This window comes from Nostoc sp. MG11, assembly GCF_014904695.1.
Classification (GTDB): Bacteria; Cyanobacteriota; Cyanobacteriia; order Cyanobacteriales; family Nostocaceae; genus Komarekiella.
On record NZ_JACXXN010000008.1, the window covers coordinates 252,221 to 270,953 of the forward strand.

An 18,733-nucleotide genomic window follows, 5' to 3' on the forward strand; every position below is an offset into this window, starting at 1 on the left:
TTGCATCACTTACGTTTGTGAACTCTGAACTACATAATTACTAATTTCAAGTAATTAATAAACTTATTACCAATAGTCTAGGAAAAGCAAAAACGTGAAAGGTTTCAAAAAGCTATCCTCAATCGTGTTGCTATTATTAGCCTTTATCTATCCGCCTGCTTTAGCTCAAGCCAAGGATAGTAGTCTGAATGATGTTCCTAATGAGCATCATGAGTCAGGAACAAATTTAGTTGAGGGTACAAGTGGCGAGCTTTTACTAACTCAACGACGGAATCGACGACATTACAATAGACGGCGGAATCGACAACATTACTATGGAAGGCAGCGGAATCGACGACATTATTATCGAAGATATCGTTCTGGACGTTATTCTGGACAATACTACCGTCGTGGACAATGGGAAATTGTGCGCGATCGTCATGGAAGATTAATGTATGAGTGGCAGCGGTTTTAATGATTGATGCTTCAAGATAGACCATGTAGAGACGTTGCAATGCAACGTTTCTACCCAAGAATTTGTTGCAATCATTAATTGCATCGGTATTATTTCATAAAGTCAATGTATGTGGAGTTTGTTTGTGTAGTAGCAATTTATTATCGCCCAGTTATTTCTAAAGATAGTGCCACTATGCATTAAAACTATGCTTTATGGCAGTTGTCAATTGTCTGCAATATACTCTGGCTATTTTGATCATCATTTACCTTTTATGTGTCAATTGATATAAGAATTTTTAATTTTTTTAGTCAATCAAGTTACTGTGCTACCGATCAAAAAATACAAACTATAATATTGAAGCTAATGCACTAAACATAAACGATCTGTGAAAATTGCTTAGTTTCACAATGCAGAAATTATGCAAGTTTTTATACAAAATTTTATTAACACTAACTGATAATTACACAGAGATTTGGATGATTCATAACACCTCAATTAATGTAAAAAAAAAGTGTCTACTCTGTAATTCTTTGATTTAAAGGTGTTTAATAAACTTATTACCTAAATTTAGTAGAAGCAAAAACATGAAAGGTTTCAGAAAGCTGTCCTCAATTGTGATCTTGCTATTTGCTTTCGTGTATCCGGCTTCATTTGCTGAAGCGAAAGATACTTCTCTAAGTAATGATCTCAATGAACAGAGTAATGTGGCAGAAACTAACTTAGTTGGAGGTAACACTGAAGAACTTTTAATTGCTCAAAGGCGTTATGGACGACGAGGCTATAGACGCTCAGAGTATAGACGCCGAGTTTATAGACGACCAGTTTATAGACGTTCACGGTATAGACGATCGCAATATAGACGATCACAATATAGACGCCCACAGTATAGGCGATCGCAGTACAGGCGATCGCAATATAGACGACCAATTTACATCAGGCTAAATTGATGACATTTAAGGCAAGCACAAATAGCTAGTAGTTAGTGGTCGTTCCACTAACCACTAACAGCAATACGCCATCCAGTCTTAATGGCTGACTACTACCTCTCCTTCAAGGCGGGCCAATCTCTCTGCAAGAAGTTTTTCTAGGTCTTCCAGCGCCTTGGTAAACCCTTTAATACCCTCATCTAGTTTGTCATATGCCATGCGATCGGCAGTGTGCATCTTATCAAAAGTAGCCTTGTCAATGGATATTTTTTCAATTGACAAATTTGCTACTTTGGCAGGGTCGAGTTTGCGTGGTAGTTCGCCAATCGTTGCCTGCAATTCAGCTAAAAGGGATGGAGAAATGGTTAGCAAGTCACAACCTGCCAGTTCGGTAATTTCGCCAACGTTACGGAAACTAGCTCCCATAACTTCGGTTTTATAACCGAATTTCTTGTAGTAGTTGTAGATTTTGGTGACAGACAACACACCTGGATCTTCGGCTGCTGGGTAGCTATCGCGTCCGGTGTCTTTCTTGTACCAGTCGAGAATCCGTCCGACAAAAGGAGAAATCAGCGTGATACCAGCTTCGGCGCAGGCGATCGCTTGGTGCAAGCCAAACAACAAAGTCAGGTTACAGTGAATACCTTCTTTCTCCAGAACTTCCGCAGCGCGAATACCTTCCCAGGTGGAGGCGATTTTAATGAGTACGCGATCGCGGGAAACTCCAGCCGCTTTGTATTGAGCAATTAAATCCCTTGCCTTAGCGATGGTAGCTTCTGTATCGTAAGACAAGCGTGCATCCACTTCTGTAGACACCCGACCAGGGATAATTTGCAAAATCTTCAGTCCAAAGGCAACAGCTAGACGGTCAAAAGCCAGAGAAACCACCTGTGCTTGGCAGGCGCCGGCTCCTGCATCTTTCTTTGCTTGGAGTAAAGTTTGATCAACAATTTCCTGATATTCCGGCATCTGTGCCGCAGCAGTAATCAGAGAGGGATTGGTGGTAGCATCTTGGGGTTTGAATTTCTCAATAGCCTGAATATCTCCCGTATCTGCGACCACAACAGTCATTGTCCGCAATTGTTCTAGTAAACTCTTAGACATAAAATCCTCCGTGATGTTTGTTTAGGACTTACTAACTTCCCTCATGTTCACACTCTCTGCTGTTCCTTCAATTCTGATTCTGGCAATTTTTCTTAAACATTGCCCAAGTTTTCTGGCTATCTTGAGCCACAGCCTTATTTTAGGTGTGTTATGCCGAAATTGGCTGTCCAATGGAATGCACTTTGATTAAGCTAGTTGTTCCTGCTTTACCAATTGGGACGCCGGAGGTAATCACCACCTTATCGCCCTTATTCGCTAAACCCATGTCTACAACGGTGTTCACCACATTTGTAAACATTTCTTCTGCATTGTGGACTGGTGGGATCAGCAAAGGTTCCACACCCCAAGAAAGTGCTAGCTGGCGGTAAGCAGTAGCGTCCGGGGTCAGGGCAATGATGGGTGTACTTGGACGATATTTGGATACGAGTCTCGCTGTACTTCCTGATGAAGTATTACAAAGAATTGCTCGTGAGCCTGTTTCGTAAGCGATGCGACATACTGCTTCTGCCACAGATTCGGTGACGCTAAGACTACCTGCTTCATGACACCAGGAATGTTTACCACCTTCATCTAAGGCCTGTTCTGTCCGCATGGCGATATTATGCATTGTCTGGACAGCGGCGATGGGATATTCTCCCACAGCAGTTTCACCAGAGAGCATTACTGCATCAGTACCATCCAAGATAGAGTTAGCAACATCCGTTGCTTCGGCACGAGTTGGATCAGGGGCGCTAATCATCGACTCTAGCATTTGCGTGGCTGTAATCACCGGCTTGCCAGCCCGATTGCAACGGTGAATTATGTCTTTTTGAATCAGGGGTACTTCATGAATTGGCATTTCTACCCCTAAATCGCCACGAGCAATCATAATCCCGTCGGCAACATCTATGATCGCATCTAGCTGTTCTACTGCCTCTGCTCTTTCAATTTTGGCGATGACGCGAATATTTGCACCAGCTGCTTCAATCATTCGCTGGGCAGGTTCTAAGTCTTGTGGCGATCGCACAAAGGATACTGCCACCCAGTCTACGCCCAACTGAATCCCAAAGCGCAAATCTAGTAAGTCTTTTTCGGTGATCGAACTAACAGGTAAACGAGTTTCTGGCAGGTTTACCCCCTTGCGCGTGGAAATTAACCCACCAATTTTTACCTGTGCGCGAATTCGATCAGCATCGCGATCGGTGACAATCAACTTGACACGACCATCATTAATCAAAATTTGTTCACCTGGTCGCACCATTGCAAACAAAGTTGGCAACGGTAGGGGTAGTTCGTCAATACTCTCGCCTTTCTCTTGCAAAACAAAAGTAACTTCACTGCCAGCTTCCACAGTTAGCCCATCTGGTGGCAAGGTTCCCAAACGAATTTTGGGGCCACACAGGTCTTGCATGATGGCGATCGGTTTTTGTTGCTCATTACTAATCTTTCTGAGGTGCTGAGCAGTTTGAGCGTGGAATTCATAGGCTCCGTGAGAAAAGTTCAGCCGTGCCATATTCATGCCAGCTTCTACTAATGCTTGTAGCCTTTCAGGTGCAGATGTAGCAGGCCCAACAGTACAAATAATTTTGGTTCGACGCATAAGGATTTAGGAATTTTAGGAATAACTTACGACGTGGACGCTTGAAGCGATCGCTTAGGGTGTCCAAAAGCGTATGTGCTTGATATTGCTTATTGACTAAGTAAACGTGAGTTTGACAAACCTCTCCTTGCCTTGAACTAAAGTTTAAGCTTGTCCCTCTCCAGCTCAAGGAAGGACAGATTTTACCGCGTAAAACCTCTTAAAGGTCTTTGTCTTAAGTTGTTTGAGGATGACGCAATCAGCAATTGTCTAGGCGTAGCCAGCCGTAGGCATCGCCGAAATAACAAATGCGGCCACCGAAATAACAATGGCAGTCTTAATTGCCTATACCTATTTGCCTACAAAACCCTCACTTGATATATACCTCAAACACTTACCTGCTGTTTTTTAGCTTGTCGAACTCACTTTAAGTAAAGTTACTTTATTCTGTTTTCAGGGTATCTACCATTTGATTCAAATCAGGACTTACGCACTCAGATCCCCCAACCCCCTTAAAAAGGGGGCTTTAGAAGTTCCCCCCTTTTTAAGCTACGGTGTACACACAAGTCTTTTAGAGTTGCCCCACAGGCTTTTGATCCCCCCAACCCCCCTTCAAAAGGGGGGCAAAAACCTCTCAAAGTCCCCCTTTTTAAGGGGGATTTAGGAGGATCTACAACGATTTTGGTTTTGTACAGAGATGTGTGTACACCGTAGCCTTTTTAAGGGGAGCCAGCGCGGTCTTGGGGTCTCCCCAAGTGGAGCGACTGGCGTGGGCTAGGGGGGATCTAGGTTTCAGGCTTCAGTGCGTAAGTCCTACAAATCCCAAACCGGGGACTGCGGATTAAAGACTGGGAAAAAGGTAAGGGGTAAGGGGAAGAACATCTCTTTGCCCTTTACCCTTTAACCTTTTCCCCTATTTCCTAATACCCAATCTCTAATCTCTAATTTCTATTCCCCAATTCTCAATCAAACCACAGCAACCGCGTCGGCGAGTCGTTCTTTCTGTGACATTGACAACATTAGGTCAACTACGCGATTTGAGTAGCCCCATTCGTTATCGTACCAAGCAACCACCTTAAAGAAGTTGGAGTTGAGTTCAATACCAGCACCCGCATCAAAGATACTGGAGTGGGTATCACCTTGAAAATCTGTGGATACCACTTTTTCATCTGTATATCCCAGGATACCTGCCAGTGAACCTGTGGCAGCCTCTTGCATAGCCGCGCAGATTTCCTGATAACTAGTAGCTTTGGCAGTCTTAAAAGTTAAATCAACTACAGAAACATCAGGAGTCGGGACTCGAAATGCCATACCTGTCAACTTACCCTTCAATTCTGGTAAAACCAATGCTACGGCTTTAGCTGCACCTGTAGAAGAGGGGATAATATTCTGAGCTGCACCTCGACCACCCCGCCAGTCCTTTTTGCTAGGGCCGTCAACGGTTGGCTGAGTAGCAGTCATGGCGTGAACTGTAGTCATTAAACCTTCAGTCAATCCGAAGTTATCATTAATGACTTTAGCTATGGGAGCCAAACAGTTTGTAGTACAGCTAGCATTGGAAACAATGATATCTTTACTAGGGTCAAATAGGTGATGATTGACACCCATCAGTAAAGTAGGAACTTTGTCGGGATCTTTGGTAGGAGCAGAAATCACAACTCGCTTTGCACCAGCTTTGAGGTGATTTGTTGCTCCTTCCTGACCAGTGAAAAGACCCGTAGATTCCACAACATAATCTACACCCAATTGTCCCCAAGGCAATTCTGCCGGATTCCTTACCGACATACAAGGGATAAAGTGTCCATCAATAACAATACCGTCATCCTTTGCCTCAACCTTGCTTTTCAACTTACCGTGAGTTGAATCATATTTAAATAAATAAGCCAGGTTATCTGGTGGTACTAGGTCGTTAATCCCCACAAACTCAATGTTGGGGTTATCGATGCCAGCCCGAAGCACAAGTCGCCCAATACGACCAAATCCATTGATACCAACTTTCAATTTAGTCAAGATAAAACCTCCTATTGTGGGAAGTTGGACAAAAGGAGAAAGGTAAAAATCAAATTACTTTCTACTTTCTGATCGTGACAGTCTCAGTCGGCTAAAGCATATTTGCTTGGCATCTTTTAAGGTTTGAGTCGTAACTTATGGTTGACTGGCTTTTCCAATGTTCATCTGTGACAAAAACCCGAATACTTTACTTTTCAGGCTTCTCGGATTTGGTTGATTACAAGTACTCACACTACATTAAGTACTTAACAGTAAGTAGCTTTAGGTTTCCAGTAAATTTTCGCAACTACTGGCACTCTTACTATTAAGCTATACCTGTTTAGACTTCAATTTAAACATTAGTAACAGATGTGTAACTAATTCTGTAGCGAAATTATCAATTGGTAAAAAAATATAACGATTTTCATACTAAATTGCCTTGAGGATGAAGACGGCATTGGATTTAATGAATTTCTAATTGTTTTTTAGCACTTTTCAACTGTTTCCAGAGAACATGAATTTGTTTGTAAGCCTGTTCTGGGGAAAGTTTACTACCAGTTTGTAGGCTACAAATGTAATTCACGCGCTGAGAAAAATCTTGGAGATGAGCATTAAACACCAAGTACTCTGTTTTAAACTGTCCATAGTATGGACTACGAGGATATAGAAAATCACATATTTCGGATAGCAAATCAGAATGCTGGTACATAAATATTTATACTTATTTGTTGCCAGTAACGAATTGTTTAATTACAGAAGTTTAACAAGGCTTCCGCCGACCTTTTTGGCAGGCATTACATGCAGCAGTTTTAAGCTCAAAGTCAATACAACCAATCGCCTGTTCTGAGCAAGCTTTTTTTGGATGTACTGTACATTTGAGACGGTAATCATTAGTGAAATATTCGCAAGCATGGCAGGGAATTTCATGCAGCTCTTTTAAGAAAATTATCCCTTTTTTTAAAGTTGACCAAATATTCCAAATAAATAGAATCATCATTACCCAAGCACAGAAGGCAGCAAAAATTATAGCCATTATTATTTATCCTCACCAAACTTAAAAAAATGCCCGCAGTCCAATGCTGTTAACCGCAGGCATAGGACATTATTTAGCTAGATTGAGCGAAACTAAATTATCTAGATTTGGTGTCACGTAAACTCGCTTTTTGGTGTTTCACAGTACAGGGTACGATTTCGTGACAGTTTTAAGAAAGGGATGGTGTGAAGAAAGGTGATCGCAGAGATAATTGGAATAGTGCGATCGCCTAATCATCCAACTTTTGGAGCAGTACTAATGACTAAATCGAGTTAATAGCGATCGCAGTAAATATAGCAACACTATTCAACAACAGATAAGCAAAGATTACTCCACCAATTCCACCAATTAGAAAGCCATCAGTAAACTGACTCCATCTTTCTGTAGAGTTGAGAGTTTGTGAAACACGGGGAACTGTTGCAACCGCTGCTACTCGTGGATAGATTTCTTGCTGTCTTTCAAAGCTAGTAGTGCCATAAATTGAAAAAGCAATTGTCAGGATAAGAATCAAACTGCCTGCGGCTAGTAAACCAAATAAGTTAGCCGCATTAGAATTGCGTAATAAACCTAATGAACCTAATGTGGCAAAGGGGCCAACTAGCCAATAACCATGAGCCATACCAATTTCCAATCCCCGCGCCAGAGGAGATATACCAGGGCGGTAAATTGGCAAGTATCTGAGAAACTTCAACGTCAAATCAGAAGAGTTGAACGCGTTTGCTTGATTATTCGTCTGGCGTTCTACCCGTGGCGGCTGAACCATGTCACCATTTTTAAAATCAAATCCGGCTGCAATGTAAATATCTTCTTGTTTACGATATGCAGGTCGGTATTGCTCAACAATTGCCCAATGGTGCTGCTTTCATTCAGCAAGTGAAAACAGTTTAGCTTTGCGTGATGCCCGCATTGGAGTAGTTGCGATCACTGGGGTAGTTCTAGAGTTCGGCACCGAACCGACTGTGCGTCATGCAGCCGATTTAAGTTACGTTCTAGTATTGATTCAATATGCGTGCTATTCTTTTTCTAAGCAAAATCGAGAGCGATCGCTAAAAAATCAAAAATCTTCGCTCGGTTGATTTAACTACAAAAATTAATCCGTTTAGTAAAATGCTGAACAGAGGGCGTTAAGTCGTTTTTCTTAACCTCATAAAATTTAGGATTTTAGGAACTGCTGGAAGTCAGTGCAGATACTTCCAGTGATCGCAGATGGTGGCGTTGCCAAAAACTCACAATTTGTTCGCCAACCTGTTGAGGATAGAAGTAGTGAAAAAAGTGATAACCTTTTGGGTATTCCCAAATATTATCTTCTGGCTTAAACCAATTTAGCCAGTCATTTAATGCATTTGGGTCAACTACCGGATCATTCTGGCTACCACATACCATCATTGGCATGGAAACCCCACCTTTGGGTAAATGAACCAACTTAAAGAGAGAGTGCTGCGAGGGAGATTGCTCTAAATCTTTATCTAAGGCAGCCACTAACTTCTTAGTAGTATGAGGCGGTTGATTGCCAAACAGATTACGAACGCTGTTTGTTAAAACTTGCTCACGGCTGATGCTAAACAATTGTCGTTGAAAGTAGTAGTGAGCATGCCATGTGTTTGCAGGTTGCGCTGCTACAGCCAGCAGAGTTAGCGATCGCACTTTTTTGGGAAATCGACGGGCAAAAGTTAAAGCGATCGCACCACTCATCCCATGACCTGCTAAATGCACCGAGTCAGGATAAGATTCTAAAAATTCATCTAGCAGCGCCACAGCTTTATCTATGGAACTAGCTTCATCTTTAGTTTGATGATATTCCCATTGAGCAACTCTCGTATACTCAGATAAGTATTGAAGCAATGGTTTATCAAAGCGCTTCAAAATCGGACTAGCATTTAACCAAAGAACATCAAATGAGTCACACATAAACACCTACCATACCCATAAGTTATGAATTATTAATAGGACTTACGCACTCAAAACCTGAAACCTCGATTCCCTCTAGCCACCTTACAAAGGGGAAAATTTGAGAAGCCACCTTTTTAAGGAATGTTGGAGAATCTCTTCTGCGTAAATCCTAATAAATTTTGAGTCAATTTAGTAGGAGCAATGCGTTACTCCTACAAACTCTTTACAACCTAAATTCCAAATTCTTTCTTCAACTGAGCAACCCACGCCTTAACTCGCCCATCCGTTAAGTCAGATTGATTATCATCATCAATTGCCAGTCCACAAAACTTACCATTTCTAACGGCTTTAGACTCATTAAAGTCATAACCTTCTGTTGACCAATAGCCAACAGTTTTTCCACCCTGCTGGGAAATTTTTTCTTCCAGAATACCAATTGCATCTTGGAAGTTGTCAGTATAGCCAGCCTGATCTCCAGCACCAAAATAAGCTACTGCTTTACCATTAAAATTAATTTCATCAAGGTCAGGAAAAAAGCCTTCCCAATCACTTTGAAGTTCACCGATATTCCAAGTGGGACAACCAATAATGATACATTCATAGTCATCAAAATCAGTAGTTTCCGCTTGAGAAATGTCGTGCAATGTCACGACGTTATCACCAAACTCATCCCGAATCATTTCGGCTACAGATTCGGTTCTGCCAGTTTGAGTACCATAGAACAAACCAATGTTTTTCGGCATTTTGACACCTGCTAAATAGTTTTAAGATTGAGCAACGTGAGCGCTCAAAAGTCGCCCTGAAAAGTTAATTAATCGGGTGTTCCCTGACCACTAGGGAATCGACTACGGAGTTTGAACAGCCATGCTTGTCATGGCGTTACCTCCTGAGAAAGTTTAGAAATAGCTGAGATATATAGCTAGCTTAATGAATATATATCTCAATAAGTCTTGCAATATCCTATCAGACTTCTTGAAATTATTTAGCACTTATTTTATATAAACTTTTATAAAGCTGTAAATGCTGTAAGCTGGAAAATGCTCTGAAAAACTAGCGCATGGTCGTGTTAGCTCTGGACAAAGCTTGTATTAATGGAGAACTTTCAGGCTAAAAGTTGCTATTTAATTGCAATAAGCTTGTGCTAGACTTAAAGCTACTTACAGAATGGTATAAACCTTTCCACGCCAATGAGGCTGAATCCTGGTTTTGGATTCTAAGATCACAAAGTCAGAAATTTAGCCTTTTTTTCTGAGAATAGTAATAGGAATAGCTCGTAGAAGACTTGATATAGAAGGTGTTTGGTACTAAATTACTACGTTTCAGGATGATGGCTGATGGAAAGCGATCGCCCATCAAATCAGTTTGAAAAGCAAAATCTCCAATCGTATTGATAAGACTTATTATTAAGTCTAAGCAATCTATTTAACACTAGTTATAAATATTACTATCGTTTCTCAAGTAAGCATATTTTATACTGGTTTGGCAAAAGAAGCGATCGCAGGATGCAAAGCAACACCATAGCATCAGCAGCAATTTTAGCTCTAATATTTTTCGGACTTTTGCAAGAGGTCTAGTTCTGAAAGTTGATAATAATAGAAATTGAGGAGATGCGGGGAAAATGTTTCTTCAAATCTCTCCGCATCCCTCTATTTTAGTGTCTTCTTTAGTACGGCCACTTCCAGTTACGAATTTCCGGCATATCTTCCCCGTACTTCTCAATGTAGTGCTGATGTTCGATCAACTTATCTTGTAATTGCTGCTTGATATAAGCTGCCTTATATCCTAGTTTGGGCACGCGATCAATTACGTCCATCACCAGGTGAAAGCGATCAAGATCGTTAAGGACAACCATATCAAAGGGGGTAGTGGTGGTTCCTTCCTCCTTATAGCCGCGCACATGCAAGTTGTTGTGGTTGGTATGGCGATAGGTCAAGCGATGAATCAACCAGGGATAGCCATGAAAGGCGAAAATGATGGGTTTGTCGGTGGTAAAAATCGTGTCGAAGTCTTTCGGGCTTAAACCGTGGGGATGCTCACTTTTTGGCTGTAGTGTCATCAAATCGACAACGTTTACCACCCGTACTTTTAAGTCAAGAAAGTGCTGACGCAGGATGTCTACAGCAGCTAAAGTTTCTAAAGTGGGAATATCCCCAGCGCAAGCCAGCACAACATCTGGTTCACTGCCTTGGTCGTTGCTTGCCCATTCCCAGATACCAATGCCTTTGGTACAGTGCTTAATGGCAGCATCCATGTTGAGATATTGCAATGCTGGTTGCTTGCCAGCGACGATGACGTTGACATAGTTGCGACTTCTGAGGCAGTGGTTAGTTACCGATAGCAGAGTGTTGGCATCGGGGGGGAGATATACACGAACTATCTCTGCTTTCTTATTAACCACATGATCGATAAATCCAGGATCTTGGTGAGAGAAACCGTTGTGGTCTTGTCGCCAAACGTGGGATGTGAGTAGGTAGTTGAGGGACGCAATTGGTCTACGCCAAGGAATATCAAGGGTAGTTTTCAGCCACTTAGCATGTTGGTTAAACATGGAGTCAATGATGTGGATGAACGCCTCATAGCAGGAGAAAAACCCGTGGCGTCCTGTGAGGAGATAACCCTCTAACCAACCTTGACAGCTAGTTTCGCTGAGGATTTCCATCACCCGACCATTGGGAGACAAGTGTTCGTCTTCCGGGAGGATTTGGCTCACCCAAGTCCGGTCTGTGACTTCAAACACAGCATCTAGACGATTTGATTGGGTTTCATCGGGGCCGAAGATACGGAAATTACGGCTTTCTTGGTTAAGTCGCATGACATCCCGCAAGAATTTTGCTGTCACCTTGGTAGCTTCAGCTTCAACTTTGCCCGGTTGGGGAACATCGACGGCATAGTCTTGAAAGTCAGGCATCTTCAGGTCGCGTAGTAAGATACCACCATTAGCATGAGGATTGTCACCCATGCGTCGATGTCCTTGGGGAGCTAGTTCTGCCACTTCGGAAATCAGTTTGCCGTTATTGTCAAAGAGTTCTTCTGGTTTGTAACTCTTCATCCACTCTTCTAAGAGTTTTAGATGTTCTGGCTTTTTAGCTATTTCACCAAAAGGAACTTGGTGCGATCGCCAATAATCTTCGGTTTTTTTGCCATCAACTTCCTTCGGGCCTGTCCAACCTTTAGGGGTTCTGAGAACAATCATCGGCCACTGAGGACGTTCTGTAAAGCCATGCACACGGGCTTCTCTTTGGATGCTTTGAATTTGAGCGATCGCTATGTCTAAAGTCGTCGCCATCTGCTGATGCACATCTGCGGGATCGGAGCCTTCTACAAAGTACGGTTTGTAACCATAGCCGACAAATAGACTCTCTAATTCTTCATGGCTCAACCGTGCTAATAACGTTGGGTTAGCAATCTTATAACCATTCAGGTGTAGGATGGGCAATACAGCGCCATCACGCACAGGATTGAGAAACTTGTTGGAATGCCAGCTAGTGGCTAAAGCGCCTGTTTCAGCTTCGCCGTCACCAACAACAGTAGCAACAATCAAGTCCGGGTTATCGAAAGCAGCACCGTAGGCGTGGACGAGTGCGTAACCTAATTCACCACCTTCGTGGATGGAACCGGGAGTTTCTGGTGCAGCGTGGCTGGGAATACCACCTGGGAAAGAAAACTGTTTGAAGAGTTTCTTGATTCCTTCAGCATCCTGGGAAATATTGGGGTAGTACTCGCTATAGGTTCCCTCTAGATAGGTGTTGGCTACCAATCCAGGGCCTCCATGACCTGGCCCAGCAATGTAGATTGTATTCAGGTCGTATTTTTTGATTACCCGATTCAGGTGAACATAAATGAAGTTTAACCCTGGTGTTGTTCCCCAGTGGCCAAGGAGTCTGGGTTTGACGTGTTCTAGCTTGAGTGGTTCTCTTAGCAGTGGGTTGTCGAGTAGATATATTTGCCCAACTGAAAGATAGTTTGCTGCACGCCAGTAGGCGTTTATTTTACGCAATTCCTCATCTGTTAAAAGCTTTGTCTGTGGAGGACTGGCTAAAGTCATATCAATTCTCCATTACAAAAGAAATTTGACGAGTTCATCCGTATGCAAGTTTAGTAAGCTTTGGGATGAAAGTCATCTTACCTATGACAAATTTTTCCAGTATTCACCTGGAAAATTTGGAATTCGTAGTTGTTTAAGAAAATTCCTGATCTCTTAGTTTACTCAGAGCTAAAATAAATCTGAAAAAATATCGATTGTAAGTCTCACATCAACTCCTCTGGATTAACCCCCATCACCCGTAACCGTTCTGCTAAAAGCTGCGATCGCTTTCTTTGTGCTTCTAAAGCTGCTTCTGCCTGTTCGGCGCGTTGTCGTTCCTGTTCTAGAAGTTGACAAATCTCAACGTAAGAGGAAAACCTCGTTCCATCTGGACGATAAATCTGCAACTCATCTCCAGACAAAAGGAAGCAATATCTAGCGCTGCCTGGATTCTAGCACTAAGGTAGGTGAAGAAACTTTTCATGTCTTAGTAAGTGTTATCTAACCATTTATCTCCAATAATCCAGGCGGTGGCGTGATTTCAATGCGACCAGCTTGCAAATCTACCACAGGTGCGATCGCTTTCACAAATGGAATTAGAATAGTCTTTTGTTTTTTGTCCTTCGTCGTTTGTCCATTGTTATCAGCAAATGATGGGTGCAACTCCACTTCTAATAAATCATTGCCTGCGGGGATGATATCTACTACCGTGCCTACGAGTTCGCCAGATGTTTGCATGAAGACTTCCAAGCCAATCAAATCGATAACATGATATTCATCTTCACCTAATTGTGGGCGATCGCTGGCTGGTACCATTAACTTACAACCGCGCAACGCCTCTGCCTGGTCACAATTTTGCACACCAGCTAACTTGAGAACATACAAGTTTTTACCATTGATGTAACGTCCTGCCAATAATCCGATAGGTTGTGGTTTTGTCTCACCAGGACGCAACAACCAACGTTTCCCCGGCACTTCAAACCGTTCGGGAAAGTCGGATTCAGGATAAACTCGCACCTCCCCAGACAATCCTTGAGGTGCAACAATCTTCCCAATTTCTAACCATTCATCAGATTTTTCATTTGTCATTTGTCATTTGTCATTTGTTATTTGTTAAGAGTCAAGAGTCTTAATTATTTTCTCCCCCTGCTCCCCAAATCAAGCACTCACAGCCGCACGCTGATAGGTTTCCTCTGCTACTTTTGCCAAGCGTTGCATACCAGTGACGAGTTCTTCATCGCTGCCGGTAAGGCTGATGCGGAAACATTGGTGTTTGTGTTGCCACTCTTCTTCTAAACCGGGGAAGAAGGAACTACCAGGTACAATAATTACACCCACTTGCTTGAGTCGCTGGTAAAATTCCCAGTCAGTGATGGGTAAATCCTCTAGCCACAACCAAGCAAAAATTGCCCCTTCTCCGCGATGGAGAAACCAAGGTAAATTTTTGGGCATTGCTTGTTCTAAACTGGTTTCTAAAACGGTAAACTTATTTTGGTAGAAGGGACGGATGACTGTTTGAGATATTTCTATTAAAGCACCGGAGTTGATTGCAAGGGCTGCGATCGCTTGTCCATAACGCGAAGAATGCAGACTTGCATTAGCCTGGAAACACTCCAGTGCCTCAATCCACTTTTGCTCACCGATGGCAATCCCAATCCTTTCTCCTGGTAATCCTGCTTTGGATAAACTCATGCAGTGCAGGATATTATGACCAAACACTGGTGTCATTTCGGTAAAGTTTAACGCCGGGAAGGGAGGCGCATAAGCCGAGTCAATCAACACTGGCAAATTGTAAGGTGCAGCAAAGGCGGCAATTTTTTTTACCTCATCATCGGTGAGGACGTTACCAGTGGGGTTACAAGGACGAGAGAACAGGACACAACCCGTGTTTTCTGTAATCGATAGTTGGCTGAAGTCGGGACGATATTTAAATCGGTGTGCAGCTGCATCAATATCTAGAGTCGGTTTGTAGGCAATTAAAGCTTCGGGAACTAAGCAAATACCGCCATAACCTGTATAGTCAGGACTGAGGGGCAAAACAATTTTTTTTAACTCGCCGCTGCTGGTGTAGCCACCAAATACATTGGCAGCGTAGAAGTAGAGGGTTTGACTACCGGGGGTGATTAGAATATTGCGATCGCTTAAATTTAAACCATAGCGTTTGTTAAAATCGTTAGCGATCGCCTCAATTAAAGGTGCATAGCCTTGACTTGAACCGTAGCGACAAACCACCTCACCATAATCTGGGCTAGCCAGAAGTTGAGCAGTACAATCTCGCCATAACTGCTCAACCTCTGGCAAAATCAATGGATTGCCAGCACTCAAATTAATAAACTGCTGCCCTGTACCAGCTCGCAATGTTTCAATAATGTCCTTCATAATCGCTCTTACACCAGTCAGGTTGGACATTTGAGCGCCAATTTGAGTTAGGGCAGGATTCATAAGCTGTAACAATAATGTATTAATCGAGAGGTGGACATATCTGGGGGTTGCTGCTGACATCATGTCTACGTCGTTGCCAAAACAGCTATTGCCGCCTTTAATCAATCTAACTAGAGAATGTTATTTTAACAAAGCAAGACTATCGTTATAGCGGTTATTGTGCAGACAAAATACCATCAAGTGTTGCAAAAGTTTATCATACACCTAATATCTATCAAGGCATTAATATAAGGAGCAGAGTTGATAGGAATTGAAATACGAAAGATTCCTTCAATCACTCCTCTATCTCAACTCACATCAGCTCATTGACAAAACTTCTAAAATAGGAGGGCTAACGTTGGAAGTTAAAGCAGCAGTAGCTTACGGCGCGGGTAAACCGTTGACTATCGAAACCGTTCAACTATCAGAACCACAAGCTGGGGAAGTGTTAGTTGAAATTAAAGCTACCGGGGTTTGCCATACCGACGCTTATACCCTTTCTGGTAAAGATCCCGAAGGTTTATTTCCGGCAATTTTGGGACACGAAGGTGCTGGTATTGTGGTAGAAGTGGGTGCTGGTGTCACCAGTGTCAAACCAGGGGATCACGTAATTCCTCTATACACTCCAGAATGTCGCCAGTGCGAATATTGTCTAAGTTTTAAAACTAATCTCTGTCAAGCCATTCGCCAAACTCAAGGACGCGGTGTTATGCCCGATGGTACTAGTCGCTTTAGTTTGGATGGGCAGATGATTCATCACTACATGGGCACATCTACCTTTGCTAACTATACAGTGCTGCCAGAAATCGCTGTGGCAAAAATTCGGGAAGATGCCCCGTTTGATAAAGTTTGTTACATTGGCTGTGGCGTCACAACGGGTGTTGGTGCAGTTATCAATACAGCCAAAGTAGAACCGGGAGCGAATGTAGTAGTTTTCGGCTTAGGCGGTATTGGTTTAAATGTCATCCAGGCGGCGCGGATGGTGGGAGCCAATATGATTGTTGGCGTGGATATTAATCCCAGCAAACGCGCTTTGGCAGAAAAGTTTGGCATGACGCACTTTGTTAATCCCCAGGAAATAGAAGGCGATTTAGTTGCTTATCTGGTGGAGTTGACTAAAGGCGGTGCTGATTACAGCTTTGAATGTATCGGCAATGTTAAAATCATGCGTCAAGCATTAGAATGCTGCCATAAAGGTTGGGGTATAAGTGTCATTATTGGTGTGGCTGCTGCTGGACAAGAAATCAGTACTCGTCCGTTTCAACTAGTAACTGGACGTGTTTGGAAAGGTTCAGCATTTGGTGGTTCTAGAGGACGGACAGATGTACCGAAAATTGTTGATTGGTATATGGAGGGTAAGATCAACATCGATGATTTGATTACCCATGTAATGCCGCTAGAGCAAATTAATGATGCTTTTGATTTAATGCATAAAGGTGAATCAATTCGTAGTGTAGTAACGTTTTAGTTGTGAAATTCTTCTATGGTGGGTAAACAACCGATCATAGAAGGAAAGTTTACAAGTTTTTTTTCACAAAACTTTATAGCGTGTACCTGAATAGCACTTATCTCAATATATTCCTAACAAAGCCAGTCACAGTAATATTGTATACAATGATGTGGCTATACTGGGAAAGACAAAAAAATATGTTGTTATATAGTAAAGCTCTTGCCACACCTTTTGTAATCTGTTTGTGTTTCATAGGAGTTGGTTTGATTCAATTCCCTCGATTGCAAGAATTGCTAGTTAACAAACAAGCGGCATCTTTAGAGACTTTAGAAAAAGATATTCAATCAGAAAATCTGCGACTCAATTTACTCAAGAAAATGCCCAGCTTTGGTTATGATAATTTAATCAGCGGTTGGGTATATCTTAATTTTTTGCAATATTTCGGTGATGATGAAGTTCGTGTTCAAACAGGTTACAGTCTAAGTCCAGAATATTTTGAAGTAATTTTAGAGCGAGATCCACGATTTTTAAAATCTTATCTAAGTCTTTCGATGAGTACTTCGATGTATGCTGGTATGCCAGAAAGAGCGATCGCATTGACGGAGAAAGGTTTAAAATCACTATCTCCTTGGGTTCCCAAAAGGTCTTATTATGTGTGGCGTTATAAAGCAGTTGATGAATTATTATTTTTAGGAAATGCTCAAGCTGCTCAGCAATCTTTTGCAACAGCGGCAAACTGGGCTAGTAACTTCTCTGATGCCGAGAGTCAATTAATAGCTACTAATTCCCAGAGAACTGCTGAATTTTTGAAGCTAAATCCTAACAGTAAATACGCTCAAATTTCTAGCTGGGCAATGGTTTTTAATAATCAGGTTGATGAGAGAACCCGTAAACGCGCAATTAGCGAAATCGAGGCGTTGGGAGGAAAGGTAATTACAACTTCTGAAGGTACTCAAAAAATTATATTTCCTTCTAAAGATTGATAAATTAGTTAGGAGTCAAGAGTCAAAAGTCAAGGGTCAAAAGACAGTGATTATTTATTCTCTTTGTCCCCCTTGCCCCTCTGCCCTCCTGCTCCCACTCCCCCATCGAGGTTAGTGTTATTTTTTGGTATAACGGCAAATTAATCCAATCCCAAACTCTGGAATTAGATATTAACGATCCAGGGTTACTCTATGGAGCAACGGTTTTTACAACGCTGCGGGTTTATGGTAATTCGTTAGATGATAATTTAACTAATTGGCAGGCACATTGCGATCGCCTACTTTTCTCACTACAATCTTTCGGTTGGCAGCATCCAGACTGGAAACGTGTGCGTCAAGGCGCAGAAAGTATTTTGGCACACTTTCCTGTTCTCAGAATTACCATCTTTCCTGATGGGCGGGAGTGGATAATTGGCAGATTTCTACCACAGGATTTAACAGAAAAGCAAAAAAACGGTATCTACTGCTCCCCTGCTCAGCCAGAATTTTATCGTAGTCTCCCCTCTCATAAAACCGGAAATTATTTGAGTGCTTGGTTAGCAAAAACTAGCGTCCAATCTTCAAATATCCAAGAAGCGATTTTAGTTGACACAGCAGGAAATTGGCTAGAAACAAGCACTGGTAATCTCTGGGGGTGGCGGGATGGTAGTTGGTGGACACCGCCTTTAGCTGCGGGAATTTTACCAGGAGTTGTGCGATCGCAACTTATAAACTGGTTGCAAAAGCACCAGCAAATAGCGCAAGAGGAACCGTGGACAGCAGAGTTGGTCAAGGGATTTGAAGCGATCGCCTACACTAATAGTGTGGTGCAAATTATCCCCATTCATACCGTTCACCAGCCCGCAGGCTCGTTACAATATAATCCTCACCATCCTAATTTTCAACAGTTCAGGAGGCTATTTGTAGCATGATAGGAATG

At 42.4% G+C, this 18,733-nt stretch carries 18 protein-coding genes; 6 read left to right on the forward strand and 12 right to left on the reverse strand.

Features of this window, described 5'->3' with window-relative positions; genetic code table 11:
• Positions 1-94 precede the first annotated feature (94 nt).
• Together HCR01_RS14980 and HCR01_RS14985 are read left to right on the forward strand one after the other, a co-directional pair.
• Complete coding sequence (locus HCR01_RS14980; protein WP_193196952.1) at positions 95-454, forward strand: hypothetical protein; 360 nt, start codon at positions 95-97, stop codon at positions 452-454.
• A 732-nt stretch (positions 455-1,186) separates the two neighbouring features.
• Entirely contained in the window at positions 1,187-1,378 is a 192-nt protein-coding gene (locus HCR01_RS14985; RefSeq protein ID WP_193196953.1) for a hypothetical protein, read from the forward strand.
• Between the two features lie 83 nt (positions 1,379-1,461).
• Here HCR01_RS14985 and HCR01_RS14990 read toward each other — a convergent pair whose 3' ends face one another.
• From HCR01_RS14990 to HCR01_RS15015, 6 genes are all read right to left on the reverse strand, one after another.
• Positions 1,462-2,466: a transaldolase gene (locus HCR01_RS14990; protein WP_193196954.1), complete on the reverse strand. Its 1,005-nt coding sequence runs from the start codon at positions 2,464-2,466 to the stop codon at positions 1,462-1,464.
• 148 nt (positions 2,467-2,614) lie between these two features.
• Complete coding sequence (gene pyk / locus HCR01_RS14995; protein WP_193196955.1) at positions 2,615-4,045, reverse strand: pyruvate kinase; 1,431 nt, start codon at positions 4,043-4,045, stop codon at positions 2,615-2,617.
• Positions 4,046-4,990: 945 nt separating this feature from the next.
• A complete protein-coding gene (gene gap / locus HCR01_RS15000) occupies positions 4,991-6,034 on the reverse strand; it encodes a type I glyceraldehyde-3-phosphate dehydrogenase (RefSeq protein ID WP_193196956.1) in 1,044 nt (347 codons plus the stop codon).
• Between the two features lie 442 nt (positions 6,035-6,476).
• Entirely contained in the window at positions 6,477-6,722 is a 246-nt protein-coding gene (locus HCR01_RS15005) for a hypothetical protein (protein ID WP_193196957.1), read from the reverse strand.
• 51 nt (positions 6,723-6,773) lie between these two features.
• Positions 6,774-7,046, reverse strand: a complete 273-nt coding sequence (locus HCR01_RS15010) for a hypothetical protein (protein ID WP_193196958.1) — start codon at positions 7,044-7,046, stop codon at positions 6,774-6,776.
• 262 nt (positions 7,047-7,308) lie between these two features.
• Entirely contained in the window at positions 7,309-7,809 is a 501-nt protein-coding gene (locus tag HCR01_RS15015) for a photosystem I reaction center subunit XI (protein WP_226889349.1), read from the reverse strand.
• Positions 7,810-7,936: 127 nt separating this feature from the next.
• Here HCR01_RS15015 and HCR01_RS38675 point away from each other — a divergent pair, with 127 nt between their 5' ends.
• Entirely contained in the window at positions 7,937-8,122 is a 186-nt protein-coding gene (locus HCR01_RS38675) for an isochorismatase family protein (RefSeq protein ID WP_226889350.1), read from the forward strand.
• A gap of 85 nt (positions 8,123-8,207) precedes the next feature.
• Here HCR01_RS38675 and HCR01_RS15025 read toward each other — a convergent pair whose 3' ends face one another.
• From HCR01_RS15025 to HCR01_RS15050, 6 genes are all read right to left on the reverse strand, one after another.
• Positions 8,208-8,954, reverse strand: a complete 747-nt coding sequence (locus HCR01_RS15025) for an alpha/beta fold hydrolase (protein WP_193196959.1) — start codon at positions 8,952-8,954, stop codon at positions 8,208-8,210.
• A gap of 212 nt (positions 8,955-9,166) precedes the next feature.
• The gene (fldA, locus tag HCR01_RS15030) at positions 9,167-9,679 is read right to left on the reverse strand and encodes a flavodoxin FldA (RefSeq protein ID WP_193196960.1); all 513 of its coding nucleotides are present in this window, start codon (positions 9,677-9,679) and stop codon (positions 9,167-9,169) included.
• A gap of 920 nt (positions 9,680-10,599) precedes the next feature.
• Positions 10,600-12,981, reverse strand: coding sequence for a phosphoketolase (locus HCR01_RS15035; protein ID WP_193196961.1), 2,382 nt, complete (start codon positions 12,979-12,981; stop codon positions 10,600-10,602).
• 203 nt (positions 12,982-13,184) lie between these two features.
• Positions 13,185-13,367, reverse strand: a complete 183-nt coding sequence (locus HCR01_RS15040; protein ID WP_193196962.1) for a hypothetical protein — start codon at positions 13,365-13,367, stop codon at positions 13,185-13,187.
• Positions 13,368-13,461: 94 nt separating this feature from the next.
• A complete protein-coding gene (gene rimM, locus HCR01_RS15045; protein ID WP_193196963.1) occupies positions 13,462-14,049 on the reverse strand; it encodes a ribosome maturation factor RimM in 588 nt (195 codons plus the stop codon).
• A 69-nt stretch (positions 14,050-14,118) separates the two neighbouring features.
• Complete coding sequence (locus tag HCR01_RS15050; RefSeq protein WP_193196964.1) at positions 14,119-15,402, reverse strand: valine--pyruvate transaminase; 1,284 nt, start codon at positions 15,400-15,402, stop codon at positions 14,119-14,121.
• A gap of 337 nt (positions 15,403-15,739) precedes the next feature.
• On the opposite strand from HCR01_RS15050, the gene HCR01_RS15055 reads away from it, so the two are divergent.
• The 3 genes from HCR01_RS15055 (at position 15,740) to HCR01_RS15065 (ending at position 18,725) form a co-directional block, all read left to right on the forward strand.
• Positions 15,740-16,849 (forward strand): S-(hydroxymethyl)glutathione dehydrogenase/class III alcohol dehydrogenase, encoded by a 1,110-nt coding sequence (locus HCR01_RS15055; RefSeq protein WP_193196965.1) that lies wholly within the window; start codon positions 15,740-15,742, stop codon positions 16,847-16,849.
• Positions 16,850-17,028: 179 nt separating this feature from the next.
• Positions 17,029-17,814: a hypothetical protein gene (locus HCR01_RS15060; RefSeq protein ID WP_193196966.1), complete on the forward strand. Its 786-nt coding sequence runs from the start codon at positions 17,029-17,031 to the stop codon at positions 17,812-17,814.
• 119 nt (positions 17,815-17,933) lie between these two features.
• A complete protein-coding gene (locus HCR01_RS15065) occupies positions 17,934-18,725 on the forward strand; it encodes an aminotransferase class IV (protein WP_193196994.1) in 792 nt (263 codons plus the stop codon).
• The last annotated feature ends 8 nt before the right edge of the window (positions 18,726-18,733 follow it).